The sequence below is a fragment of the Streptomyces sp. NRRL S-1813 genome, from assembly GCF_000719605.1.
Classification (GTDB): Bacteria; Actinomycetota; Actinomycetes; order Streptomycetales; family Streptomycetaceae; genus Streptomyces; species Streptomyces decoyicus.
This window is the reverse complement of record NZ_JOHB01000028.1, coordinates 1-24,620: the sequence shown is the minus strand read 5'-3', so window position 1 is coordinate 24,620 and position 24,620 is coordinate 1. Positions and strand designations below refer to the sequence as shown.

The 24,620-nt window shown below is 70.3% G+C and carries 20 protein-coding genes and 1 pseudogene; 11 read left to right on the top strand and 10 right to left on the bottom strand.

Translation table 11 applies throughout. From position 1 onward, the window contains the following. Positions 1-50: 50 nt before the first annotated feature. The 4 genes from IF67_RS0129770 to IF67_RS0129750 form a co-directional block, all read right to left on the bottom strand. Positions 51-668 (bottom strand): nucleotidyltransferase domain-containing protein, encoded by a 618-nt coding sequence (locus tag IF67_RS0129770; RefSeq protein WP_030990886.1) that lies wholly within the window; start codon positions 666-668, stop codon positions 51-53. A gap of 32 nt (positions 669-700) precedes the next feature. Continuing rightward, on the bottom strand, positions 701-1,675 hold the full coding sequence (locus tag IF67_RS0129765) for a hypothetical protein (RefSeq protein ID WP_158713182.1): 975 nt from the start codon (positions 1,673-1,675) through the stop codon (positions 701-703). A gap of 670 nt (positions 1,676-2,345) precedes the next feature. Beyond that, positions 2,346-4,424 (bottom strand): restriction endonuclease, encoded by a 2,079-nt coding sequence (locus IF67_RS0129755; protein WP_107050321.1) that lies wholly within the window; start codon positions 4,422-4,424, stop codon positions 2,346-2,348. 357 nt (positions 4,425-4,781) lie between these two features. Further along, positions 4,782-5,123: a DUF1330 domain-containing protein gene (locus IF67_RS0129750; protein WP_030085621.1), complete on the bottom strand. Its 342-nt coding sequence runs from the start codon at positions 5,121-5,123 to the stop codon at positions 4,782-4,784. Positions 5,124-5,314: 191 nt separating this feature from the next. On the opposite strand from IF67_RS0129750, the gene IF67_RS0129745 reads away from it, so the two are divergent. After that, positions 5,315-6,013, top strand: a complete 699-nt coding sequence (locus IF67_RS0129745; protein ID WP_030990882.1) for a helix-turn-helix transcriptional regulator — start codon at positions 5,315-5,317, stop codon at positions 6,011-6,013. A gap of 61 nt (positions 6,014-6,074) precedes the next feature. Here the strand turns inward: IF67_RS0129745 and IF67_RS0129740 are convergent, their stop codons facing one another. Further along, positions 6,075-6,458 (bottom strand): VOC family protein, encoded by a 384-nt coding sequence (locus IF67_RS0129740; RefSeq protein ID WP_030990881.1) that lies wholly within the window; start codon positions 6,456-6,458, stop codon positions 6,075-6,077. A gap of 345 nt (positions 6,459-6,803) precedes the next feature. Between IF67_RS0129740 and IF67_RS0129735 the strand changes: the two genes are divergently transcribed. Together IF67_RS0129735 and IF67_RS0129730 are read left to right on the top strand one after the other, a co-directional pair. Continuing rightward, on the top strand, positions 6,804-7,496 hold the full coding sequence (locus IF67_RS0129735; protein WP_030990879.1) for a glycoside hydrolase family 36 N-terminal domain-containing protein: 693 nt from the start codon (positions 6,804-6,806) through the stop codon (positions 7,494-7,496). Next, the gene (locus IF67_RS0129730) at positions 7,496-8,440 is read left to right on the top strand and encodes a zinc-binding dehydrogenase (protein ID WP_078889712.1); all 945 of its coding nucleotides are present in this window, start codon (positions 7,496-7,498) and stop codon (positions 8,438-8,440) included. The genes IF67_RS0129735 and IF67_RS0129730 overlap by 1 nt, the downstream gene beginning before the upstream one ends. 71 nt (positions 8,441-8,511) lie before the next feature. On the opposite strand, the gene IF67_RS0129725 is transcribed toward IF67_RS0129730, so the two are convergent. Beyond that, entirely contained in the window at positions 8,512-9,657 is a 1,146-nt protein-coding gene (locus IF67_RS0129725; protein ID WP_030990876.1) for a glycoside hydrolase family 88 protein, read from the bottom strand. Between the two features lie 671 nt (positions 9,658-10,328). Here IF67_RS0129725 and IF67_RS0129720 point away from each other — a divergent pair. Then, positions 10,329-11,171, top strand: coding sequence for a nitroreductase/quinone reductase family protein (locus IF67_RS0129720; RefSeq protein ID WP_030990874.1), 843 nt, complete (start codon positions 10,329-10,331; stop codon positions 11,169-11,171). 30 nt (positions 11,172-11,201) lie between these two features. On the opposite strand, the gene IF67_RS0129715 is transcribed toward IF67_RS0129720, so the two are convergent. Continuing rightward, positions 11,202-12,764, bottom strand: coding sequence for an AMP-binding protein (locus IF67_RS0129715; protein WP_030990871.1), 1,563 nt, complete (start codon positions 12,762-12,764; stop codon positions 11,202-11,204). 310 nt (positions 12,765-13,074) lie between these two features. On the opposite strand from IF67_RS0129715, the gene IF67_RS0129710 reads away from it, so the two are divergent. Then, positions 13,075-14,904 (top strand): alpha-L-fucosidase, encoded by a 1,830-nt coding sequence (locus IF67_RS0129710; RefSeq protein WP_030990869.1) that lies wholly within the window; start codon positions 13,075-13,077, stop codon positions 14,902-14,904. A 193-nt stretch (positions 14,905-15,097) separates the two neighbouring features. After that, a complete protein-coding gene (locus tag IF67_RS0129705; protein WP_030990867.1) occupies positions 15,098-15,673 on the top strand; it encodes a TIGR03086 family metal-binding protein in 576 nt (191 codons plus the stop codon). A gap of 54 nt (positions 15,674-15,727) precedes the next feature. On the opposite strand, the gene IF67_RS43945 is transcribed toward IF67_RS0129705, so the two are convergent. Next, entirely contained in the window at positions 15,728-15,898 is a 171-nt protein-coding gene (locus IF67_RS43945; protein ID WP_158713181.1) for a hypothetical protein, read from the bottom strand. Between the two features lie 392 nt (positions 15,899-16,290). Between IF67_RS43945 and IF67_RS0129695 the strand changes: the two genes are divergently transcribed. Then, entirely contained in the window at positions 16,291-17,715 is a 1,425-nt protein-coding gene (locus tag IF67_RS0129695; protein ID WP_030990865.1) for a lipase maturation factor family protein, read from the top strand. Here the strand turns inward: IF67_RS0129695 and IF67_RS0129690 are convergent. Continuing rightward, positions 17,609-18,697 (bottom strand): tetratricopeptide repeat protein, encoded by a 1,089-nt coding sequence (locus IF67_RS0129690; RefSeq protein WP_037840022.1) that lies wholly within the window; start codon positions 18,695-18,697, stop codon positions 17,609-17,611. The genes IF67_RS0129695 and IF67_RS0129690 overlap by 107 nt on opposite strands. A 305-nt stretch (positions 18,698-19,002) precedes the next feature. Between IF67_RS0129690 and IF67_RS0129685 the strand changes: the two genes are divergently transcribed. Both IF67_RS0129685 and IF67_RS0129680 read left to right on the top strand, forming a co-directional pair. Further along, a complete protein-coding gene (locus tag IF67_RS0129685; protein WP_030990863.1) occupies positions 19,003-20,208 on the top strand; it encodes a lactonase family protein in 1,206 nt (401 codons plus the stop codon). Between the two features lie 87 nt (positions 20,209-20,295). Beyond that, positions 20,296-21,792, top strand: a complete 1,497-nt coding sequence (locus IF67_RS0129680) for an amino acid permease (RefSeq protein ID WP_234341417.1) — start codon at positions 20,296-20,298, stop codon at positions 21,790-21,792. A gap of 23 nt (positions 21,793-21,815) precedes the next feature. On the opposite strand, the gene IF67_RS0129675 is transcribed toward IF67_RS0129680, so the two are convergent. Then, entirely contained in the window at positions 21,816-22,676 is an 861-nt protein-coding gene (locus IF67_RS0129675) for a MurR/RpiR family transcriptional regulator (protein ID WP_078889709.1), read from the bottom strand. A gap of 185 nt (positions 22,677-22,861) precedes the next feature. Here IF67_RS0129675 and thrC point away from each other — a divergent pair, with 185 nt between their 5' ends. Both thrC and IF67_RS0129665 read left to right on the top strand, forming a co-directional pair. Further along, the gene (gene thrC / locus IF67_RS0129670; protein ID WP_051818722.1) at positions 22,862-23,947 is read left to right on the top strand and encodes a threonine synthase; all 1,086 of its coding nucleotides are present in this window, start codon (positions 22,862-22,864) and stop codon (positions 23,945-23,947) included. Between the two features lie 195 nt (positions 23,948-24,142). Next, positions 24,143-24,620 (top strand): annotated as a pseudogene (locus IF67_RS0129665) (HAMP domain-containing protein); the annotation flags it as partial.

The following is a 24,620-nucleotide window of genomic DNA, read 5'->3' as shown; positions in this document are numbered from 1 at the left end:
CGCCCCCTCTGACACGGAGCGAGCAGGATTCCCCGCCGACCGGCACCTGGTCAGCGTCCAAGGCGGTCGCTCCACGGGTGCCGGCCGTATGCCTCCTCGATGGATTCTGCGAGCCATTGCCTCTGGGCGTCATCCAGTACAGGCAGAGCAGTTGCGAAGTCCAGCTCGTCCTTGGGCCGGGGCTCACCGGCTTTGTAGAACAGCTGCACTTCCGGTACGAGGTAGGGGGTGCCCTCCCCGGAGAGCGCACCCACCCGGGCAAGAGCGCGCCGCACGCCGCTGTTCCTCCGCGAAACCCATTCGGCGCCCTCGGCCTCGTCGAACATGATCTGAATCCGCCAGGGCTCCGACGTTCCTGGGCGGCACCAGACGTCGTGGACGTCCATCGGCAGGATCTCGCCACGGCCCCAGGGACGAAGCGTGCCGGGTGGATCTGCCGCCCACCATTCCCAGGAGGGCAGCGCTTCCTGGGCCGCCAGTTGATTGCGCCGCAGCAGTAGAACATCGATGTCGGCGTGCTCTCGGAATGCGTGCCCCACGGCGAGTTCGATCGCGTGGCCGCCCGCAATCCACCAGGGAATACGAACCGGAACCTGCGAGAAAAGGGCAACCACGTCGGACAGGGGCGCCGGTTCCCATGGGCCCCATGCAGTCTCGGTGCGCGTCATGCTGCCATCTTTGCCGAATCGGCACGCTCGCTTCAGATCAAGTTCGGTGACGGTACGGCGAGGTGCCGGAAGTAGACGTTGTCGGTCGCTCCCGACCAGACGCTGTCGTCCAGGAGGCCGATGCTGATGTGGGTGTCGCGGGCGCCGTGCCAACTCAGATGGGCGAAGACCACGCACTCGACTTCGTCGTCCGCATCCGGAACGGCGACCTTTCCCCAGGTTTTGACCGGCACGCCGTCCGTTGCGGAGGAGAAGTCGTAGGCATAGACGTGCTTTCTGTCGTTGGCCGCCTCTTCGTAGTCGGAGGCCAGGTAGAGATTTCTCCCGCCGTTGCCGAAGGTGCCGCCCTGGATGGCGTACACCTTGCTCGGAAGCGGGATCTCCTTCTTGAGCCTTCCGGTGTCCCGGTCGTACCCCCAGATGCGGTCGACTTCCTTGTCGATGTCCGTGTGCTCCGGACTTCCGAAGACTGAGCTGTAGACCAGTCCGTCACGCGGATTGAACGCCATCCACGGGAACTTCCACCGCTGGGGTGCGTGGGATCCCGGTGTGCGTCCGGCAAGCGGAACGATCCCTGCCGTACTCAGGCCGGTGGTCACCTTCCAGATCAGCTCCGGTTCGTCCCCCTCGACCGGAACGTAGATCTGACGTCGCTGAGGGTCGTATGTCGGCGCGCCTATGTGACCGCTGCCGGAGGGCGCGGACAGGCTCGCATACGTGGTCCGGAAGTCCAGGGACAGCTTGTGGAGGCGCTGGCTGTCCTCGGCATTGGACACGATGTACCAGTACGTGCCGTCCGTGCACATGCCCTGGAACTGATCGGTCCAACCGGCCTCATGGCTGCTGGATTTCGCGTGCGCCCATTCCGATATCCTCGGATTCGACGGCACATTCCCTACCGGAGTCGCAGCGGCGGTTCGCTCCATGCCGCCCAGCGCGGAGACCGCCAGGGCGCCTGCGCCGGCCTTACCGGACGCCTTCAATATGTCGCGGCGGTTCCATGACATCTTTTCCCCATCCCCTCTTTGCCCCACCCGTCGGTGCATGCTTTGCATGACGGAGGGAAAGTCAGTTGCTTGTTGCTTTTACCTGTTGGCCTTTCAGGCCCAGCCCGCTGTCGTGAGGGCGGTCTCGATGCCCCTCGCCGTGGTGGTGCGGCTCAGCGTAGGCCGGTCAGCGGTTTCCGCCGTCGGCATGACGCTTCCCGTGCCGGCAGTCATGGGCGGCCGCCGTACGTGAGGGAAAGCGCGCGGGGGCTTCCATGGGCGCAATGTGGGCGCCGTGCGCAGGAGAGCGTTCGTCCGGCGAATTCTGGATCGCGGGTGGTGGCGCCGCGGGGCCTCCCCACCGCCCCGGCCTGGACGGATTCCGGGAATTCAGCGTCCACTTGTCCCTGGCCGAGCTGGGAACCGTCACCCTGGGGTGAGGGAGGGCACTGGGCCCGCCCCTCAGTCCCCTCCCCCAGCGCATGCGTCGCGAACAGCCCTGGGCGCAGACCGGATCCTGGGCGCAGTCGCCAGGATGCCGGGCCCTGGAATTGAGTAGCCGATACTTCAAGCGGCCAGGGTTACGCGGGGTGGCGGTGGTGCCCAATTCCCGCTCTGGGGCGTGCGTGGGGAGCCGTGGCCCCGCCCCCGGGCCTCGACCCCCGACCCCGCCCCGCCCCGACACCGCCCCTCAGGCGACCTCGATGCCGTACTCCTGTACCAGCGCTTCCAGGCCGCCGGGGAAGCCCTTGCCGCCGATCACGAAGTCCCAGTCGCCGCCCGCGCGTTGCCGGAACGAGCCGAGCACCAGCGCGGTCTCGCCGCGCCGCCCGTCCGAGACCTCCAGCTGCCCCAGCTCCTCCCCCGACGCGTCCAGCAGCCGGATGCGGGCATCGGTGAAACCGGAGAGATCGGCGTCGGGGTTGACCTGGGGGTCGATCGCCGCGACGAGGATCAGCCGGTCGGCATCCGGCGGCAGCGACTCGAACCGCACCTGCATCGCGGCCCGGTCAGGCGCGAAGCCGGGCAGCATCCGGACCGAACCATCCGGATTGCGCGGGTTGTTGTAGAAGACGAAGTGATCGTCGCTGAGCACGCTGGTCCCCTTGCACACCAGGGCACAGACATCGAGGGCGACCTCGCCCGACCAGTTCATGCCGAGGATGTTGTGGTCCGGCGCTTCATCGGCGGTGGCGGGGCCGGACGGGGCGTCCGGGCCGAGCCGTCCGCGCAGCCCGTAGCGGCCGAGCAGATCGACGAGTTCGGGGCCGGCGATGAGGCTGAGCGGCTTGCCGTTGGCGAAGGTGTGGGCGCCGGGGCCGAACCGGGAGGTCGTCACCAGCACCCCCTTGTTGGCGCCTTCCGCCTGGACCGTGCCGTAGAGGTCGCGGACGGCGGTCGGCGGGACGGTGTTGCGGTAGCGCTTGACCTGGACAATGATCTTGCCGCCGCGGATCGGATCGGGGTCCAGTGCGTCGACATCGACCCCACCGTCGCCCGAGCGCTGGGTGGTCACGGCCTGCATGCCCATGGCACGGAACAGCTCGGCGATCAGATTCTCGAAGGCGATCGGATCCATCTCGTAGAGGTCCGGCTCGCTGTCCGTGCCGTGCGAGACGACCCCGCCGCCGACATCGGCCGGAAGGCGCCCCGGGCGCACGGCGGTCCGCTGGTCGGGGCGGGCGGCGAGCTGTCCGCGCAGCCCGTCGGTCAGACACTCCACCGCGCCGACCTGTTCGAGACGGAAGGTGTCGAAGGCGCTGCGGGACGCCATGACGGTCGCGAGATACACCTGGGCCGGGCGGCCGGTCACCGGGTCCACGTCGTCCACGAATCCGTTCAGCGCCACCGATTCCAGCGTGCCGTACGCATCGGCGGCGAAGAGATCACGCAGCACCAGCAGCACGCTCTGGGCCAGCACTTCGCGGTAGAGCGCCCGGCGCTGCGCGGCCGGCCGGGCGGTCTCCTTCTCCTGGTCGGCGGTGGGCATGTACCGGACGGACTTGGTCTCCGGGACGATGTCGTAGCCGGGGAGTTCCCAGTCCAGGACGAGTTGGCGGGCCGTGGGGTCGTAGGCGGCCGCGATCTGCCGGGGGAAGCCCTCCGGCCAGGCCGTGGAGGAGTACAGCGCGGCGGAGAAGTACTCGACGGCCGCGTCCGCGTCGCCGCCGCGCAGGCCGGAGAGCAACTCCTCGATACCGGAGTTGTGCTGCCGGATCCCGGTCAGGGTGCCCGCGGCCCATTGGTCGTACTGCTGCCGGTAGGCGGCGAGTTGGGCCTGCCGCCGGCTCTCCGCCGCCTGCGCGGTGTACCAGTCCTGTTCGTAGCGTGCGCGGGCCTCTTCCTGGGCACGGTCGCGGCGGGCGCCGAGGTGCCAGCCGCCCGTCGACGCCTCATAGCGCGCCGGGTCGGGCATCGGTACCGGGGCGGCGAGGGCGCCGGGCGCGAACTCCTCTATCTGCTCGGTGCGCCGCAGCGCGGCGGCGGAGAACGCGGGGGCGCGGCAGCCGTCGGCGAGGAGACCGGTCAGTGCGGCGATGCGGGCGTCCAGTTCCTCGGTGCGGCGGCGGGCGTCGGCCTCGCGTTGCTGCCGGTAGGCCGCCTGCCGCTCGCGGTGCATCCGCGCCATGGCGCGTTCGGCGTCCCGTGCCTGCCGTTCCTGGTCGCGCTGCTGCTGGGCTCGCGCGCGGCGCTGGGCTTCCTGCTGACGCTGCTGCTGACGCTGCGCCTCGGCCCAGACGGCCATTAATCCATGGGAACGGCGGCTCATATCGCTCTGTGTCCTCCCCCGGGGCGGCTGCCCCCCAAACCCTGTGGAAGCGGCTTCACCTGCGCTGTTGGTGAGACTTTAGCGGGGGAGCGAGAGGCCGGTCACGGTCGGGGGCGAAGATTCCGCCCCCTTCGCACGGTGCGTGCAAGCGTCCGTTCCGTAAGGGTTCCTGGCGCTGTGCGGCCTCCGCTGCGGACCTGTCTCGCAGGTCATCCGGCCACGGAGATGGACCGCCGACCGGCGGCCTCGCACGTCATCCGGCCACCGCTGCGGACCGGCCGCGTACCTCATCCGGCCACGGCTGCGGACCCGCGCGCTTGGCGTCAGCCGGCCGCCGCTGCCGACTCGCCCTGGGCATCAGCCGGCCGCCGCCCGCAGCTTCGCCGCCGTCACGGCCGGGTCGTAGCCGTCGGGAACTCCCGGCACCAGCACCACATCAGCGTCGATGTGCCGGGTGCGCAGCGGGAGGATCTCCTTGTAGGCGGGCGAGTCGTACCAGTCGCGGGCCCGCGCCAGGTCGGGGAAGGCGATGACGACAACGAACCCGGGCCAGGTGCCTTCTCTGACCTCCACCTCGGAACCGTGGACGAGGAAGTGGCCGCCGAAGGGGTCCAGGGTCGGCTGGATCTTCTCGATGTATGCGAAGACCTCCGGGTGCGGGGCGGCGGGGCGGAGGTGAGCGATGGCGTATGCGGTCATGGGACTGCCTCTCCGGGACAGGCGGCTGGTGCGTCGGCATCCACGTTTCCAGCCGTCGCCGCACGGGGCGATTACCTCCGGAGTAAGGGAGTAAGGCGGCACCGGGCGGGGCGCCGGCCGGCGGCGACCAGGTGCCGCGGTGAGCGCTCTCCGGCCGTCTCTTGTCGTACCCTGCTTGTAGGTTTGTCCGGGTGAACCGTACGGATCGTCTCTACGCCCTGGTCGAGGAACTGCGGGCCGTCGCGCCTCGCCCGCGAAGCGCGCGCTGGCTGGCCGGTCATTTCGAGGTCAGCGTGCGCACGGTCGAACGGGACATCAACGCGCTTCAGCAGTCAGGAGTGCCGATCTATGCCGAGCCCGGCCGCACGGGCGGCTACTGCCTCGACAAGGCGCGCACGCTGCCGCCGGTCAACCTGACGCCCGGCGAGGCCGTCGCGATGGCGGTGGCGCTACGGCAGCTGGAGGGCACGCCGTTCCGGGGGCCCGCGGGCTCCGCGCTGCGCAAGCTGGTCGCGGCGATGCAGGGCGACGATGCCGCCGCGGCCCGCGACCTGGCCGGCCGCATCCACCTGCTCGGCGACGCGGGCACCATACCGTCGGTACCCCGCCTGGTGTCCGACGCGCTGTCCAGCCCCCGCGTCCTGCGCATTGGTTACGGCGACCGCGAGGGTGCCGCCACAATGCGCGAGATCGAACCACTCGGCTACGTCGGCACGGCGACCCACTGGTATCTGGTGGCCTGGTGCCGGCTGCGCGACGCCGTGCGCGCCTTCCGCACCGACCGGATCTCCTCGGTCACGATCACCGCCGAGGTGCCCCCGCCACGCTCACTGCGCGGCGAGGATCTCGACATCCCGTACGGGATCGTCCGTCAACTCACCTTGAGTTGACAGCCGGGCCCCGGCCGACCGGCCCGGCCCACCGAGGGGCGTCGGCCGGCGGCAGCATGGCTCAGGGTTGCGCGAAAGGCGGCTTGAACACCGCGAAGTGGTTGCCGGCCGGGTCGAGCAGATGCGCGAAGGTCACCCCGGCCGGGTTGGACTGCGGCGCGCGCAGGACCTTGCCACCCGCGGCCTCGGCCCGTCGGCACGCAGCCTCGACGTCCTCGACGAGCAGGGTGAACACCGCATAGTTGGGCGTCTTTCCCTTTGTCGCGAAGAGCCCGCCGTGCAGTCCCTGCGCGTCGCCCGTCGTGAAGATCTGGTACGCCGGGTCCGTGCTCTTCGTGTCGTCGTGCGAGAGCGTCCAGCCGAACACGTCACCGTAGAACCGCTCCGCGGCTGCCGGGTCGTCGGTGCCGATCTCGAACCAGCCGATGCCATTGAATCCAGGCATGTCATCCCTCTCGTGTTGCGCCAGGGGTGTCCCGGCTCGTCCTACCTTCGAGGGCGGCGACGACAACCCCCTGTCGGTGTTTCCGCCACTCGACCGGCCGGCTCGAAGCGTGGCGCCGACGGACACGGTCCGCTCGCCGGTACCTCGCCGGTCCTCGTCAATGCCTCGCCGGTCCTCTCCGACGCCTCGCCGACCGCGACGTTCCGTGTGAGGACGGCCGGCCGACGCACCGCCCTCTGGTGCGCCGCCCGGCGGTCCGGTACCTGTCAGCAAGAGTCCCCTCACCCACGCCACGCCCGTCACGCACGTCACGCTTCGTCACGCACGCCACGGAGGGATCCCGCCATGGACGACCTCGTGCACTTCCGGGCCGCCGGCACCAGCCTGGTGCTGGATCTGTCCGGTTCCGGTCTGCCGCGCATCGTGCACTGGGGCGCCGACCTCGGCGCGCTCGCGCCCGGCCGGCTGACCGGGCTGCGCACCGCCGATGTCGCGCAGACCGTCTCCAATGCGCTGGATGTGCCGGTGCCGTTGAGCGTGCTGCCGCAGCAGTCCGGGGGCTGGCTCGGCACCCCGGGCCTCAGCGGGCACCGGGAAAGCTCGGCCGCCGCACCCGCGTTCACGGTGCGCACCAGGTCCGTAGCGGAGGAGAGCCGCCGGCTGACCGTCGAGGCTGCGGACGCGGAGGGCGGCTTGGCGCTCACGCTGGAGACCGGGCTGACCGACGCGGGGCTGGTGCGGCTGCGTGCCGCCGTCACCGACACCGGCGACGACCCGTACCACCTCGCCGAGCTGACCCCCGCCCTGCCGGTGCCCGCGCAGGCCACCGAGCTTCTCGATCTCACCGGCCGCCATCTGCGCGAACGCGCCCCGCGGCGGCATGCGTTCACCCTCGGCACCCGGAGGCGTATGCGTACGTCCTCCAGCGGCTGGACACCCTGCTGCGCGAGCACCGCATCGACTACCTCAAGTGGGACCACAACCGCGACCTCGTGGACGCGGCCGCGCACCTCCAGACGACGGCCGCCTACCGGCTGATGGATCGGCGTCTCGCTGAAGCTCCACTTCGGCCTGGCGCGGACCCGGGCCTGGCTCGCGGAGGTGGCGGCGCTCGACGCGACACTGGCCGCCCTCCCCCGCCCCGCGAGTTCTCCGGCGAGATCGTCGCGGTGGGCGCGGGTGTCACGGAGTTCGCCGAGGGCGACGCGATCGCCGCCGACCCGGCGATCTACTGCGGCTCCTGTCACTTCTGTGCCCTCGGCCGCGGCAACCTCTGTGAGCAGTGGGGCACCATCGGCATCACCGTCGACGGTGCCTGCGCCGAGTACGTCAAGGTGCCGGCGCGCAACTGCTACCGGCTGCCGGAGACCGTCGCGCTCGCCCATGCCCCGCTGATAGAGCCGCTGTCGACCATCGTGCGCGGCTTCGACCTCGTCGCCCCCAAGCTCGGCGACCACTTCCTGATCTACGGCGCGGGCACCATGGGCCTGCTCTACCTCCAGGTCGCCCAACGGGCCGGCGCCGCCTCCGTCTCCGTCGTCGATCTGAACGAGGACCGGCTGGCCGTGGCCCGCAAGCTCGGTGCCGATGCCGTCGCCACCGGCGCGGACGCGCTGGCCGCCGCCCACCCGCGCAGCTGGGAGGTGGTCACCGACTGCACCGGAAACATCCGGGCCATCGAGGACGGGCTGACCCGGCCCGTCCGCGGCGGCACCTTCCAGCAGTTCGGCTGCGCGCCCGACCAGGAGGAGGCGCGGTTCTCGCCGTTCCGCATCTACAACGACGAGATCCGGATCGTCGGCAGCATGGCGATTCTGCACAGCTACGGCCGCGCCGTAGAACTTCTCGGCAAGGGCTTCATCGACTCCGAAACCATGATCACGCACCGCTTCGGACTCGACGAGGACGCCACGGCGCTGGCCACCTTCCAGCAGGGCTCCGGCCGCAAGCTTCAGATCGTCCCGAACGGGCCGCTCACCTGAACCTGACCTCGGCGAGGGCGGCCGCCGCGGCCCGTGGGCCGGGCCCGGCGGGGACGGCCTCGGGCGACGGGTCAGCCGTCGCCCAGCGCCACCACCTCCGTGCCCGCCAGCAGAAAGGCGCCGACGCCGAAGTCGGCGGTGGAGTCGTAGGTGACCGGCTGACTGGATTCCGGCCGGTCGCCGACGTTCTGCACATGGCCGAGGAAGCCGTCGGGGTGCACGGCGGTGTCCACCATCGCGTTCCACGCCCGCGCCACGACCGGGCGATAGCGCTCGCGCGGAACGAGCCCGGCACGCAGCGCATACGCCGTCCCGTAGGTGAAGAAGGCGGTGCCACTGGTCTCCGGACCGGGCAGCTGCGCGGGATCGGCGAGGTTCACATTCCAGAACCCGTCGGACCGCTGGACGGCCCGGAGCGCGGCCAGTTCCCTGACCAGGGTGGCGCGGTAGGCGCGGACCGGGGCGAAGGTGTCGGGGAGGACGGCGAGCACCTTGGCGTGGGCGCCGGCCACCCAGCCGTTGCCACGGGACCACAGGACGGGTCTCCCGTCGGGGGACGAGATGCCGCCGGGCAGGAACCGCTTGTCGCGGTACCACAGGCCGCTGCCGGGGTCGTAGAGGCCGGGGCCGCCCTCGGCGCTCTTGGTGTGGGTGTAGAGCGTGTGCATCGCGTCCCAGTAGGCGGGGTCGGCGCGCAGCGCGCCGAGCCGGGCGAACGGCGGCATCGCCATGTGCAGCGCGTCGTCCCACCACCAGTCGTCGTGCCGCTCGGCCGAGGTGTCGACCATGCGGCGCAGGGAGTCCTCAATGGCGGCGATCTTGGCCGGATCCGGTGCGGTGTCCAGCGCATGGAGATCGAGGTAGGCCTGGCCCGCGCAGTGGTCATCGGCGTGACGGGTGGTGACGCCGTTGTGCAGCCCGTACGCATGGCGCTCCGCCCAGCCGCGCGCATAGGCGAGGTAGCGGGGCTCACGGGTGAGGCGGTGCAGGGCCAGCAGTCCGCTGAAGAAGGTGGCACGGGCCCACTGGTTGTCACCGGGGTCGGCGTGCGCGCCGATCCAGTGGTCGGCGACCCGGCGCAGTACGGCGACGGTCTCGGCACGGGCCGGCAGCCGGTCGGCGCGGCGGCGGCCCGGCGCGGCGGCGGCCCGGCGGGCGGACAGCGCGGCGCCTGCCGTCAGTGCGGCGCCGGTGGCGAGGAATTGCCGACGTTCCATGAACACACCCCTCAGCAACGGAAGTTCACGCATGCGGGCTCAGTACCGTCAGGCCCTGCGTGCACGGACACTCAGTCATTCACGTACGCGAACAACGTTCTTTCATGTGTGTGTAGCGAGGACATCGTGGCAGTCAACTCCCGGATGTGGAAGGGGGGTTCGAGACCCGCACGGCTCGCCACCGGCAACACCCCGGAACGGCTTGCTCCGCGCGGCGCCGCCCGCCGGGACCTCGATTTCCGGCAGCCGGCCCGAAGGCAAGAAACCCGCCTTACCCCTCCGGTATTGCCTGGATGCCTTTATGGCATTACCTTTGACGCCGTGACTACCGGGTCGGCCATGTGCCACGAGCGAGTGAGTTTCCCGGTCACCACGTGACCGCGAGGCGGGCGACCAGAGGCCCGCCCCTCTCCTCCTCCAGTGTTTGCGCGTTCCGCGCATTTTGCCTGCTGCGGAATTTTGCCTGCATGCGCACCGCGCTGCCGGGCACTTTCCGTCTGCACGCACCCTTCCTCTTCCCTCTTTCCGCACCGCGGTCGAGTTCCTGTCGACCCCGGTCCATGCGCCCTGCCCACCGAGCGGTTCTTCGCTCGTCGACCGGGCTCTGCCGCCATGCCCGCGTAAATCCGCGGGCCCCTCTGCCTTCATCCATCCTGGAGAAAACACCGAATATGCCGATCGATTTCAACCGACAGATCATCGAGGAGTTCCGTGCCAACGGCGGACGCGTCGGCGGCCCCTTCGAGGGCGGCCGCCTGCTTCTGCTGACCACCGCCGGCGCACGGTCGGGCGCCCCGCACACCACCCCGCTCGGCTACCTCCCCGACGGCGGCGGACGCGTCCTGGTCATCGCCTCGGCCGCGGGCGCACCGAAGCACCCGGCCTGGTTCCACAATCTGGTCGCCCATCCCCGCGTCACGGTCGAAGCAGGCATCTTCACCTACGAGGCGCAGGCGATTGTTCTGGAGGGCGCCGAACGCGACCGGGCTTTCGCCCGCGCGGCCGAGACCGATCCGGGGTGGTCGGAGTACCAGGCCAAAACGGATCGCATTCTTCCGGTGGTGGCTCTGGAGGAAATCCCCGCCGGTCCGCCGAATATCAGGGCCGACTCACCGGGTGCCGCACTCAAGGCCGTGCACGACGGGTTCCGGCGGGAACTCGCCCTCATCCGCAAGGAAATGGCGGAATCGGGCCCCGGTCTCGGCGTCCAGCTCCGGGTGAATTGCCTGGCCCTCTGCCAGGGGCTGCACAACCACCACACCGGTGAAGATGCCGGAATGTTCCCGATGCTCGGCCGGCATCACCCCGAACTCGCTCCGGCGCTGGAGCGGATGCAGCAGGAACACAAGAAACTCGCGGTCCTCCTCGACGCACTGCAACAGGCCATCTCCGCCGAGGGCGCGGATCCCCGGTCGGTGCTCTCCGAGGTCGAGCGTCTCACGGAGGAGGTGGAGAGGCATCTGGCCTACGAGGAGGAGCAGTTGATCCCGGTCTTCGACGGTTCGGCCTGCTGAACCGAGGCGGCCACGGGCGGGGTGCGGCGTTCAGATCGCACCGTCGTGCCCCGCCCAGTACGGGTCCCGCAGCCGCCGTTTGAAGAGCTTCCCCGACTCGTCGCGCGGCAGCAGCTCCTCGAAGACCACGGCCCGGGGGACCTTGTATCCGGCGAGCCGCTCACGGACATGGGCGCGTACCGCCTCGGCGCTGAGCAGCACGCCGGGTTCGGTCTCCAGATGGGCGGCGAGAACCTCGCCGAACTCCTCGTCGGGGATACCGAAGACGGCCACGTCCCGGATCCCGTCGAGGGCGAGCAGACAGCCCTCGATCTCCGCGGGGTAGATGTTGACGCCCCCGGAGATAACCATGTCGTTCCGGCGGTCGCTGAGGTGGAGATAGCCCTCCGCGTCGAGATGACCGATGTCTCCGATGGTGACGTAGCCGGGCAGGCCCGGGGCTTCCATGGCGACGCGCCGGTCCGGATCGCCCAGGTAGGTGAAGCGGGGCCAGCCGTCACCGGGTTTGAGGTAGATGTCGCCGGTGGCGCCGGCCGGCAGCGGTGTTCCGTCGGGGCCGAGGACCGCGACCCCGCAGGTGCCGGTGGCCCGTCCGACGGTGCCGGGGTGGGCCAGCCACTCCGCGCTGTCGCACCACGTCACGGCACCGGTCTCGCTGCCGCCGTAGTACTCCCGCAGTACCGGCCCCAGCCAGTCGATCATGGCGTGTTTGACATGCGGCGGGCAGGGCGCCGCAGCGTGCACCACGGAGGTGAGCGAGGACAGGTCGTAGCGCTCGCGGATGTCCTTGGGCAGGCGCAGCAGCCGGACGAACATCGTGGGCACGACCTGCACCTGCTCGATGCGGTGCTGTGCGATCAGCCGCAGGAATTCCTCGGCGTCGAAGCGCGGCATGAGGGTGATGTCCAGCCCGGCCGCGAGGGCGAGGACGGCGTGCTGGCTGGGAGAGGCGTGGTAGAGCGGGGCGGGGATGAGCGTACGGCCGCCGGGGGCGACGGCGAAGCGCTCCAGGAACAGCCGCACGCCTTCTTCGAGCTGGTCCGGGGAGACGGGTTCGCGCAGAACTCCCTTGGGCCGCCCGGTGGTTCCGGAGCTGTAGATGACGGTGGGCGGGCGCTCGCCGGCGGCCTGTCCCAGCGGTTCGTAGCCTTCCAGCCACCGGTCGAGCAGCGGGTGTGCCCCTGAGGGCGGTGGTGCGGTGAACCCGCAGGCGGCCGCGACACCGGCGGGAACGGCGGCCTCGACGATCCGTACCCCGTCGGGGAGCACGGCGGTCACCGCGTCCAGCAGGTCGGTGTGCGCAAAGACGGCCTTGCTGCCGCTGTCGGAGAGCACATGCCGTAGGTCGTCATGCCGGAAGTGCCAGTTGACGGGCACCGCCGAGGCGCCCAGCAGGGCGGCCCCGGCGGTGATCTCCAGATGGGCGGGCTCGTTGCGCAGCACCACCGCGATCCGGTCGCCGGGCTCGACTCCCGCGTCCTGGAGCCCGGTGGCGATCCGTGCCGCACGGTCGAGGAAGGACGGATAGTCGCGTTCATGGCCCGCGCAGCGGATCGCCGGAGCACCGGCGACGGATGGGGCGACGGCTTCCATGGTGCCTCCAGTGAGTGGCGACCGGACCGCTCATTGAACCGGCAAGTCCGCTGGTTTTCCAGGGCACTGACTCTGCGTCAAGGTCCTGGGGGCTGTCGGCCGTGTCTATCTCGGCCACCCGTCCCCCACACCTGCTTAGGTCCGAGGTCTCATGGCCCACCACCCGACAACACCCCCAACTTCCGCCAACTTTGCGCAAGGTGCTCCGATGTTTGTCGCGTCCGGGGTCTTCCGGTCCCGGTGCCGGCGCTGCACCATGCGGGATGGCACAGGAGGCACGTACGTGACCAACTGACCCGAGGAGCGAGCGATGCACAGCCGCACAAGACCGTTCCGGTTGCTGGGACTCATGGGGGTGCTGGGCGCCCTGCTGCTGACCGCCGGCGCCCCCGGGGCCGCCGCGAAGCCCCCGCCACGGCCCGCCGCCGGCCCCGGCACCAACCACGCGACCGACGATCCCTTCACCTCGTCGCGCACCTCCTGGTGGCGCCAGGACCGCTTCGGGATGTTCATCCACTTCGGCGCGTACTCGAACCTGGAAGGCGAGTACACCCGGCCCGACGGCACGGTGTGCCGCAACGCGGAGTGGATCAAGCGCGAGTGCCGGATCCCGAACGAGGAGTACGAGAAGCAGGCCGCCACCTTCAACCCGTCCGCCTTCGACGCCAAGGCGATCGTCCGGGCCGCCAAGGACGCCGGGCAGCGCTACATCGTCATCACGTCCAAGCACCACGACGGCTATGCGATGTGGCCGACGAAGCAGAACACCTGGAACCTGCGCGATCACTCCTCCTTCGACCCGCACCGCGACATCCTCGCCGAGCTGAAGCAGGCCGCCGACGCCGCCGGGATCAAACTCGGCTTCTACTACTCGATCTGGGACTGGCACGATCCGGACTTCGCCGGTCCGGCGACCTTCCCGCGCTACAAGAAGCGGATGTACGCCCAGCTCAGGGAGCTGGTCGACCACTACGACCCGGCGCTCTTGTGGTTCGACGGCGAATGGGACGCGGACAACCCCACCAACCGCTGGTCACGCCAGGACGGCGCCGACCTCCAGGCGTACCTGCACGGCCTGAACCCCGACCTGATCGTCAACAACCGGGTCGGCAAGCGCGAGGTGGTCGACGGCGACTTCGGCACGCCGGAGCAGGAGATCCCCACGGAGCCGGTCGACGGGCAGCTGTGGGAGAGCTGTATGACGCTCAACGACCACTGGGGCTTCGCCAAGTACGACACCAACTGGAAGCCGTCGGCGACCGTGGTGCGCAATCTGCTGGATGTGGCGAGCCGCGGCGGCAACTATCTGCTCAACGTAGGTCCCGACAAGCTCGGGCGCATCCCGCAGCCGTCCGTCGACCGGCTGCGCGAGACCGGCCGGTGGCTGGGCGCGCACGGTCAGGGCGACGCGGTCCACGGGGCCGGGCACACCGGGCTGGTGGCGGACCCGTCCTGGGGCGCGGTCTCCCGCCGGGGCAATGAGCTGTATGCCTCCGTCACCGCCTGGCCGGCCGCCGGAGCATCCCTGCACCTCACCGCCAAGGGGCGGTTCGAGATCACCGCGGCCCGGGTGCTCGGCAGTTCCCAGCAGGTGAAGGTCACTCCGGCCGGTGACGGCTTCGACCTCACCCCGTCCGGTACGGCCACCGGTCCGCTCGCGAGCGTCATCCGGCTCACGATCAAGCCGCCGGCCGCGGCGCCCGCCGGCACCGGCAAGGGGCTGACGGCGCAGAGCTGGACGAACGGCTCCTTCTCCGGCCCGCCCGCGGTGACCGCCGTCGATCCGACGGTGAACAAGTCCTACCGCTTCGACGGATCGCCGGATCCGTCGATCCCCGCCGATCACTTCAGCACCCGCTGGACCGGCAGCATCCAGCCGCGCTTCGACGAGACCTACACCTTCACCACGGTCTCCGACGACACCGTGCGGCTGTGGATCGACGGCAGACCGGTGATCGACAGCACCACCCCGCACGAACCGAAGGCCGACAAGGGCACCGTCACCCTGAAGGCCGGTCTCCGGCACAGCATCCGGATCGACTACACGGAGCGGACCGGTGAGGCCCATATGAAGCTGTTGTGGTCCAGCCCGAGTCAGCCCCAGCAGATCGTGCCGCAACGTCAGCTCTACGCCGACTGACCCGGCCGTCCTGGGTGTCCTGGGTGTCCTGGGTGTCCTGGGTGTCCTGGCCGTATGCGCGGTGCCGACCGGCGGGTGGGGAGAGCCCTGCCCCCGGTTGGGCCGTTCGGGTCAGGCCGAGCCCCCGGGGCCGTCGGGTGAGCGCCGTGCGCCGGGGCGCCGTTGTCCGTGCCCGCTCCTATTCTCGGGGAGCATGAACCACGACGAGATCCTGCGGACCCATGGCGAGGCCCTGGCGCTCTTCGGAACCCGGGTGCATGCCGTCCGCGACGACCAGTGGGACGGCCCGACGCCGTGTACGGCATGGTCGGTGCGCGATCTGGTGAACCACCTCACCGCCGAACAGCTGTGGGTGCCCCGCCTGGTGCGCGACGGCGCGACGATCGCGGACGTCGGTGCGGAGTATGACGGAGAGGTGCTCGGGGAGGATCCGGCGGCGGCCTGGGACCGCGCGGCGGTGGCCGCCGTCGCGGCGTTCTCGGAGCGCGGTGCGCTGAACCGCACGGTCCAGCTGTCGTACGGCTCCGGTCCGGCCGATGCGTACTGCACCCAGATGATGGCCGATGCGGTGGTGCACGCCTGGGATCTGTCCCGTGCGATCGGCGCCGATGAACGACTGCCCGGCCCTCTGGCACGGGCGGCGCTGCGTGAAGTGGAGCCGTATGCCTCCGAGCTCAACGCCTCCGGGCTCTTCGCCGCTGCGGTGGAGCCGCCGGCGGGCGCCGACGAGCTCACCCGGCTGCTGTGTCTGCTCGGGCGCCGGCCCTGACCGCGGAAGGAGGAGGCCCACGGGTCAGGGACGGCGCCCGAGCGATCCGTCGATTCAGTCGATGCCGCGGAAGATATTCGGTTCGGCGGGATCGTCGTCGCAGCCCGCGAGGCGCACGGGAGCGCAGCGGTCCCAGGCTTCCAAATTCCGGACTTCCTTGATCCGACCGGGCCGCTCGCCCTGTTTCAAACGGGGCTGCTTGTGTTGAGCCTTGTGCAATGCCACCACGCACTCCTTCTCCAGAGGTATTGGTTCCGACGCGGTGGCGCCTTTTTCACAAACCGGGAGGTCAGCCAAGGTTTGTGGCGTTCCCGCGACGGGCCAATGGTGTTGGCGTCTCCCAGAAAGGTCGTCCGTCGCCCCTCAGAGTAACGACGCCGCACTCCGCGCGCTCGACGTTTTCCGTCGACAAAGGCGCGCCATCGGAAGGTGCGGATACGGCGCCCAAGGGCGGCGGGGCAAAAGGGCGAAATGTGTGATGCACATCACTCACTCCAATGGCCCTCAGGTTGCTGCATTCGCCCCGATCCCTACGCTGGAGAGTGAGCCGGGGATCCCCCCTGTGTCGCCGCGCGCCATGCCGCAGGGCAGGCGGCGGCAGTGCTACCCATGGGCGGGTGGCATGGTTTTTGGATTCCGGATACTGGCTGGGGCGGCTGGTCTTCCAGCGCATGCTGGCCGTTCTCTATGTGGTCGCGTTCCTCGCGGCGGCCCGGCAGTTCCGGGCCCTCATCGGGGCGCGCGGCATGCTGCCGGTGCCCGAGTTCCTCGCACGGGTGACGTTCCGCGCGGCGCCCTCGGTCTTTCACTGGCACTACTCGGACCGCTTCTTCGCCCTGTGGTCATGGTGCGGGGCACTGCTGGCCGCGGCCGTGGCGGCAGGGGCCGCGGACGCCGTGCCGCTGTGGGCGGCGATGCTGCTGTGGGCCGTGCTGTGGGCGATGTATCTGTCGATCGTGAATGTCGGGCAGACCTGGTACAGCTTCGGCTGGGAATCACTGCTGCTGGAGGCGGGCTCGCTCGCGGTGTTCCTCGGCAATGCCGGGATCGCTCCCCCGGTGCCGGTCATATGGCTGCTGCGCTGGGTGCTGTTCCGGGTGGAGTTCGGGGCCGGGCTGATCAAGATGCGCGGCGACCACTGCTGGCGGGATCTGACCTGTCTGTACTACCACCACGAGACCCAGCCGATGCCCGGCCCGTTGAGCTGGTTCTTCCACCATCTGCCTGCGCCCCTCCACCGGGTCGAGGTGGCCGCCAACCATGTCGCGCAACTCGCCTTCCCCGTCGTGCTCTTCACCCCGCAGCCGATCGCCGGATGGGCCGCGGTCGCGATGGTCGTCACCCAGCTGTGGCTGGTGCTGTCCGGCAACTTCGCCTGGCTGAACTGGGTGACCATCGCGCTCGCCATGTCGGCCGCCGCCCCGCTGTGGGGGAAGCCGTCCGCGCCGCTTCCCCCGCCCCCCGTGTGGTTCGAGGTCCTGGCCCTCCTCGCCACGGCCGGGGTCCTCGTGCTCAGCTACCGTCCGGCGCGCAATCTGCTGACCCGGCGGCAGATGATGAACACCTCCTACGAGTCGCTGCATCTGGTCAATTCGTACGGCGCGTTCGGCAGCATCACACGAGTCCGCCGGGAGATCGTCGTGGAGGGGACGGCGGACGCGGTGACCGGGCCGGACACGGTCTGGCTTCCGTACGAATTCCGCGGAAAGCCGGGCGAGGTACGACGGCTGCCCCGCCAGTACGCGCCGTATCACCTGCGGCTGGACTGGCTGATGTGGTTCGCCGCCCTGTCACCGGCCTATGCGCGGGCGTGGTTCGTGCCGTTCGTGGCGCGGCTGCTGGAGAACGACCGGGACACGCTGCGGCTGCTGCGCGGCAATCCGTTCCCCGATCTGCCGCCGGCCCGGATCAGGGCCCGGGTCTTCCGTTACCGCTTCACGACCTGGCGGGAACTGCGGGAGACCCGAGCGTGGTGGCATCGCACCGAGGAGCGGGAGTTTCTGGCGCCGATGGCGCGGTCAGCTCTGTACGGAAGGCGATGACCATGTCGCGGGCGTGGCGCAGCCCGATGCGCGCGAACTCCGATTCCAGGGAGCCGAGTTCGGCCAGGGTCTCGTCCCGGTCGCGGCCGAGGCGGGCACGGGACTTGGCGAGCCCGAGCCGGGAGAGCGCCACCCCGCGGGGCTCCTGCATCTCGCGGAACTCCCGCAGCGAAAGGGTGTACGTCTCGCGCGCCGACTCGTAACGGCCCGCCCGGTAGAGCACGTTGGCGCGCATCTTGTGGTTGTACGCGAGCGCGCTGGCCAGGTCCATGGTGCGGCAGATGGCCTCCGCCTCGGACAGCAGGTCCAGCGCCCGGTCGGTCTGGCCCTGTACGGACAGGACGTCGGCGACGCCGCGCAGCGACCAGGCGCGCCCGCGGAAGTCGTCCGCCTCGGCGGCGATGCGGGCGGATTCCTCGAACAGCTCCAGGGCCTTGTCGTAGCCGCCGGTGTTGCGATGCATCTGGGCTATCCCGGACATCGCCCAGACCATGTGCCGGGCCTCGCCGTGCGCCCGCCCCTGTGCGAGCAACTGCTCGTGGAGCTCGGCGACCGCGGCGTAGTCGCCTTGTATGCGGCCGGTCTCGGCGAGTCCGGCGAGCGAGTAGCCGTGGGCGAGGCGGTCGCCGCTGCCGTCGGCCAGCGTGACGGCATGGGTGAGCAGCCGGCGGGCGAACGGGAGGGACCCGCACTGGCGGGCCAGGGTGCCGCCGCTCCACAGCGCCCAGGCCATGGCGCCCCGGTCACCGGCCGTGCGGGCACTGCGGTAGCTCTCCCGCCAGGCGTCGCCCGCCTCCGCCACCCGTCCCAGCCGCCGGTTGGCCTCGGCGACCGCGAGCGCGGCCCGGGACCTGTCCAGTGCGGTGCCGGCGTCGGCGTGTGCGCGGCTCGCCGTCGCCAGCACCTCCTCGTAGGAGGAGTTCACGCTCAGTGCCGCACCCAACTCGCCCTGATATTCCGGGGCGAATGCCTTGCCGTACATATATCCGTGGCCTCTCGATCATCTTTGTGCCTTGATCAAAAAACTACGAGCAATGAGGGGTGCGGCGAATCAGTCCGCGTATGGGTTGTGTTGTACGACTCGAGTGCTACGGAGGGGGGTGGTGGTCATCATGAGGATGTAGGGGGATGTCAGGGTCACCCGGCCGTTCCGATGCCGCCCTTGCGTTGCACGGCCCGCAATCCGGGTTGCCTCGCTTGCCGGAGCGGGCGGGGAGGGGCCACCCTGCTGGCACGACCACGACCACCCGATCACGGACCACTGATCTCCGAGCACCGAGGTGTGGCATGAGCGCAGCACGCAGGGGAACACAGGCCGGGACCGGGATCGATCGCAGGCGGTTCCTCGGTACCGTCGCGGCGGGGCTGGCCGCGACCGGCGGGGTGGGGTCGCTGACGATGGGGGATCCGGCGCCCGCGCACGCCACCCGCCGTCCCTCGCGGCGCCCGCGCCGCGACCGGCCGCTCTTCCTGGGGACCTACACCTCGGCAGCGGGCGGCGGGAGCGGCGTCGGACTCGGTACGTACGACACCGCGACCGGCCGGATCACCGCCACCGGGGTCGTGGCCGGGGTCGCCGACCCCTCCTACCTCGCACTGGCACCGTCCGGCGGTACCCTCTACGCGGTCGACGAGCAGCAGCAGGGCGCGGTGACCGCGATGGCGCCGGCACCGGACGGCCCGCCAACGGTGCTGGGCACCCGGCCCACCGGCGGCGCCGGGCCCTGCCATCTGTCGGTGCATCCCAGTGGACGCTGGCTGCTCACCGCCAACTACCTCTCCGGCAGCCTGGCCGTGCATCCGCTCGACCGCACCACCGGCGTCCCGGGCGAGCGCACGGACCTGGTCACCCATTCCAGCCCGCCGCCCGGCCCCGGCCAGGACGGGCCGCATGCCCACCAGATCATCACCGCCCCGGACGGCCGGCATGTGCTGGCGGTCGACCTCGGCAACGACACGGTCTACACCTACCGGCTGGACGGGACGGCCGGGAAGCTTACCCAGGTGGCGTATGCCACGCTGCGGCCCGGCGCCGGACCCCGGCATCTGACGTTCCACCCCTCGGGCGCCTTCGCGTATCTGGCGAACGAGGTCGACAACACGGTCGTGGTATGCCGCTACGACCGCCGAAGCGGGCGGCTGACGCCCGGTATGCCGCAGTCCACGGGTACCGGTCCGGGCATCAGCTATCCGGCGCAGATCCTGGTCACCCGGGGCGGCCGCTTCGCCTTTCTCGCCAATCGCGGTCACAACAGCCTCACCCGTTACGCCGTGGAGGCGGCGGGGGCACGGCTGCGGCTGCTGGACACCGTGCCGGTGGGCGGGGACTTCCCCCGGCAGATCGCCTTCTCACCGGATCAGCGCTGGCTGTTCGCGGCGAACCAGAAGTCGGGGTCGGTCACGGTGTTCGCGGTCGACGCCCGGACCGGGGCGCTGCGCAGTACGGGCGCACCGTTCACGGCTCCGGTCCCGGTGTGCGTCCTGCCGCTGTGAGCCCGGCGCACGGGCCGCCACGGCACCCCGCCTGCTGAAACACTGCGGCAACAGCGCTGCATGGTTGGCCGATTAGCGTCGCCTCCCATGAGCACGGGAACGGTACGGGACGACAGCACCGCAAGGACCGGGACGCCGACGGCGCCGGGCGGCCTTCAGCAGGGACTCGAACGCCGCCATATGCAGCTGATCGCGCTGGGCGGGGTCATCGGGGCCGGACTGTTCGTCGGCAGCGGGGTGGTCGTACGGTCCACCGGTCCGGCCGCGGTGCTGTCGTTCCTGGCGGCCGGCGTGCTCACCGTCCTGATCATGCGGATGCTGGCCGAGATGACCGTCGCCCGTCCGGCGCTGGGGTCGTTCTACGCCCATGTCCGCGAGACCCTGGGGCTGCGTGCGGGCTTCACGGTCGGCTGGCTGTACTGGTACTTCTTTGTGATCGTGGTCGCCGTCGAGGCGGTGGCCGGCGGCCGGATCGTCCAACTGTGGCTCCCCGGCGTCCCGTTGTGGGCGGTCAGCCTGGTCCTGATGGCGCTGCTGACGGCGACCAACATGGTCTCGGCCCGGTCCTACGGCGAGTTCGAGTACTGGTTCTCGTCGGTGAAGGTCCTGGCGATCGTGGTGTTCCTCTTTCTCGGCGCGCTGTACGTGCTGGGCCTGTGGCCGGACGCCCCCGGCGGGCTGGGCCATCTGACGGCGCACGGCGGGTTCGCGCCCGAGGGCGTCGGCGCGGTGCTCGCCGCCGTCGTGCCCTGCATCGGGTTCTTCACCGGCGCGGAGATCGTGACGATCGCGGCCGCCGAGTCGGTCGAACCGGAGCGGGCGGTGGCGGATGCGATCCGCTCGATCGTGCTGCGGGTGGTGGCGTTCTATGTGCTGTCGATCTTCCTGGTCGTCACGGTGGTGCCCTGGACGTCCAAGGCGATCGAGGTGAGTCCGTACGCGGCGGTGCTGGACCGGCTTGCGGTTCCCGCGGCCGGCACGGTCATGAACGCCCTGGTGCTGATCGCCGTGCTGTCCTGCCTGAACTCCGCGCTCTACACCTCCTCCCGGATGCTGTTCGCGCTGACCCGTCACGGGGACGCGCCACGCGGATTCACCAAGGTCAGCGCGAGCGGGGTACCGCGACGGGCACTGCTGGCGGGGACCTCGGCCGGCTATCTGTCGGTGATCGCCGCCTGGATCTCGCCCGATGTCGTCTTCCAGTTCCTGATCAACTCCTATGGCGCCATTGCCCTGTTCGTCTATCTGGCGATCGCGGTCGCACAGGTACGGATGCGGCGGAAGCTGGAGCGTACGGAGCCGGAGCGGCTGACGCTGAAGATGTGGCTGTTCCCGTGGCTGAGCTGGGTGACCATCGCGCTGATGGCAGTGGTGATCGGGGCGATGGCGTTCCTGCCGGACAGCCGGTCGCAGTTCTGGCTGAGCCTGCTGACGGTGGGCGTGGTGCTGACGGGGTACGAGCTGCGCCGCAGGAACGGCCCGGCGGCCGGCCCGGCGCGGCCGCAGGACGCAGGTGCGGACGAGGCGAAGGAGGCGGAGGAGGCGCAGCCCCGGAAGCGCACCACCTCGCCCTCGGACGTCTGAGCCGCGCCCGGTCATCGACGTGCCTACGGGGTGTCCGGCAGGTCGTGGTTGAGCTCGGCGGTCAGGGCGTCCAGGGTTTCCAGCCGCTCGGCGGAGTCCGCCATCAGTCCGGCCGCCGCGACGAGGATCAGCTCGGTGACGGCCACCTCGTGGGTGAGCGGCGCGATCGGCCCGGCCGCTTCGCGGGGCAGCCGGACGAGCACCTCGGCCTGGTCGGCCAGGGGTGATTCCCAGGCATCGGTGACGAGGACCAACCGGGCGCCGCGCGAACGGGCCGCACGGACGAATGCGGCGGTGCTGTGCGCGTACCGGCGGAAGTCGTAGGCCACGATCAGATCCGACGGTCCCAGGTCCACCAGCACCCGGGCCCGGGCGGCAGCGGTGTCCGGCACACGGGCCACGCCCGGACGGAGGCCTGCCAGCTGCCGGACGAGGTAGTCGGCGGCCAGTTCACTCAGCGAACCGCCCACACCCCACACTCTGCCGGCCTCGGCCAGGAACCCCCCGATACGGGCGAGCAGCGGCTCGGTCGCAGCGGCCAGCGTGCTGTCCAGCCCGGCGCGCAGTTCCTCCGCGGCCCGATGGGTGATCGCCGGCTCTTCGCGCGGAGCCGTCGTCACGAACTCCCGCAGCCGCGACCGGTCGTGCTCGCGCGCGTGGTCCCGGACCGCGGCCTGGAAATCGGCGAAGCCGTCCCAGCCCAGCCGGTGGAACAACCGGGAGGCCGTCGGCGGGCTGACCTGCGCGCGGTCCGCCAAGGCCCGCAGCGACCCCAGCGCGGCGAACGGATAGTCGTCCAGCAGCACCCGCACGATGGCCCGCTCGCCTCGCGGCAGCTCCGCGTACACCTCACTGAGCCGCGTCATCACTGGGTCCGTCGCCATAGTGCCGAATGTTACGCACCCCGGGCGAGGACGTTCGAAGCGTTTCACCAGGCGCTCCCTCAGCGCGAGGGTGAATAACGAGACGGCAACGAGACGGTACGAACGTTTCACACCACCGCCATGTTCGGCCTTACAGTAACAATCGTGACTCCGTTCGTTTCCCTACCGGACCGGTGAGAACAGTGATCGCTTCCACCACGGCAGGCTCCCGCCACTGGCAGGGCCTGATCAGCGCATACCGGCCCTGGCTGCCGGTCAGTGACAGCACGCCCGTCGTCTCCCTGCACGAGGGCAACACGCCGCTCCTGCGTGCCGAGCATCTGTCCGCCCTCACCGATTGCGAGGTGTGGCTGAAAGTCGAGGGCGCCAACCCCACCGGCTCGTTCAAGGACCGCGGCATCACCGTGGCCGTCAGCAAGGCCCTGGAAACGAGCCCGGACAGCACGATCGTGTGCGCATCGACCGGCAACACCAGCGCCTCGGCCGCCGCCTACGCCGCACGGGCCGGACTCCCGGCCGTCGTCCTGGTTCCCCGGAGAAACGTGGCGCTCGGCAAGCTGGCCCAGGCCGTCCGTTACGGAGCAAAGATCATCAAGGTCGACGGCTCCTTCGACGACTGTCTGCGGATCGCCCGGGAGCTTTCCGCGCATCACCCGGTCACCTTGGTCAACTCGGTCAACGACCACCGCCTCGCAGGCCAGCAGACCGTTGCCTTCGAGATCATCGACGCCCTGGGCGACGCCCCGGACATCCACTGCCTGCCCGTCGGCAACGCCGGCAACATCACCGCCATCTGGCGCGGCTACACCGCCTACGCCGCCGCGCACCTGTCCACCGGCCGCCCCCGGATGTGGGGCTTCCAAGCCGCGGGCGCGGCCCCCCTGGCCAACGGGGCCGTCGTCGCCCGGCCGCAGACCGTGGCCAATGCGATCCAGATCGGCAACCCCGCGTCCTGGGACGGGGCAGTGTCCGCGCGCGAGGAATCGGGCGGCCTGATCTCCGCCGTCACCGATGAACAGATCCTCAGCGCCTACCGGCTGCTCGCCCGGCGGGAGGGCGTCTTCGCCGAACCCGCCTCGGCCGCCGCCATCGCCGGTCTGCTCACGGAACACGGCCGAGGACGGCTCGACGCCGGCCGGCGGATCGTCATCACGGTCAGCGGAAACGGCCTCAAGGACCCGGAGACCTCGATGCTGGGCGGCCATGAATCCGTCGAGACCTCGCCCCGCACCGCCGATGTCGCACAGGCCATGAATCTGACGTCGCCCTGACGCTCCGGTCGGCGGGCCGGGCCGGGAGGTGATCCATTACTTACTGCCGGTTTACGGCCCCTTTGGGAAGGATGGTGAGGCTTCACAACTGTCGCGTGCCTTGAGGCATCTGAGGAAGGACCCGCAGTGCACCTACTCGTCACCCCGGTATCAGTGGCCTTGCCCGCTTCGTCGGGCCATCGGGGCTGACCCGCCATGGCAACCTCCTCCCAGCTGCCCACTTCGGTGACCGCGCCTCCGAAGCCCACCTGGAGTCCCGAGCCGCAGCGCCGCCCCGCGCCGTGGTTGCGGCCGACCATCCGCATAAGGCTCGCACTGCTGTACGGCGGCATGTTCCTGATGGCCGGCATCGTGCTGCTGACGATCATCTACATTCTGGCGGCCAACACCCTCAAGGAGGCCCCGGAGTTCAGGGTGTTCGGCAGCAACGTCCGGGTGGGCAACATCAGTTGCCCCGACCTGCCGTCGGTCGGGACGGTCGACGAGATCAACTCGGCGATCGGCACCTGCATCCGCGACCAGCGCGCCATGGCGCTGCACAGCTTCCTGAACCGGTCCCTGATCGCTCTGGTGTGCCTGACGGTGGTGGCGTTTGCTTTCGGTTATGCGATGGCGGGGCGGGTGCTGTCCCCGTTGGGGCGGATCACGCGTACCGCGCAGCGGGTGGCCGGGT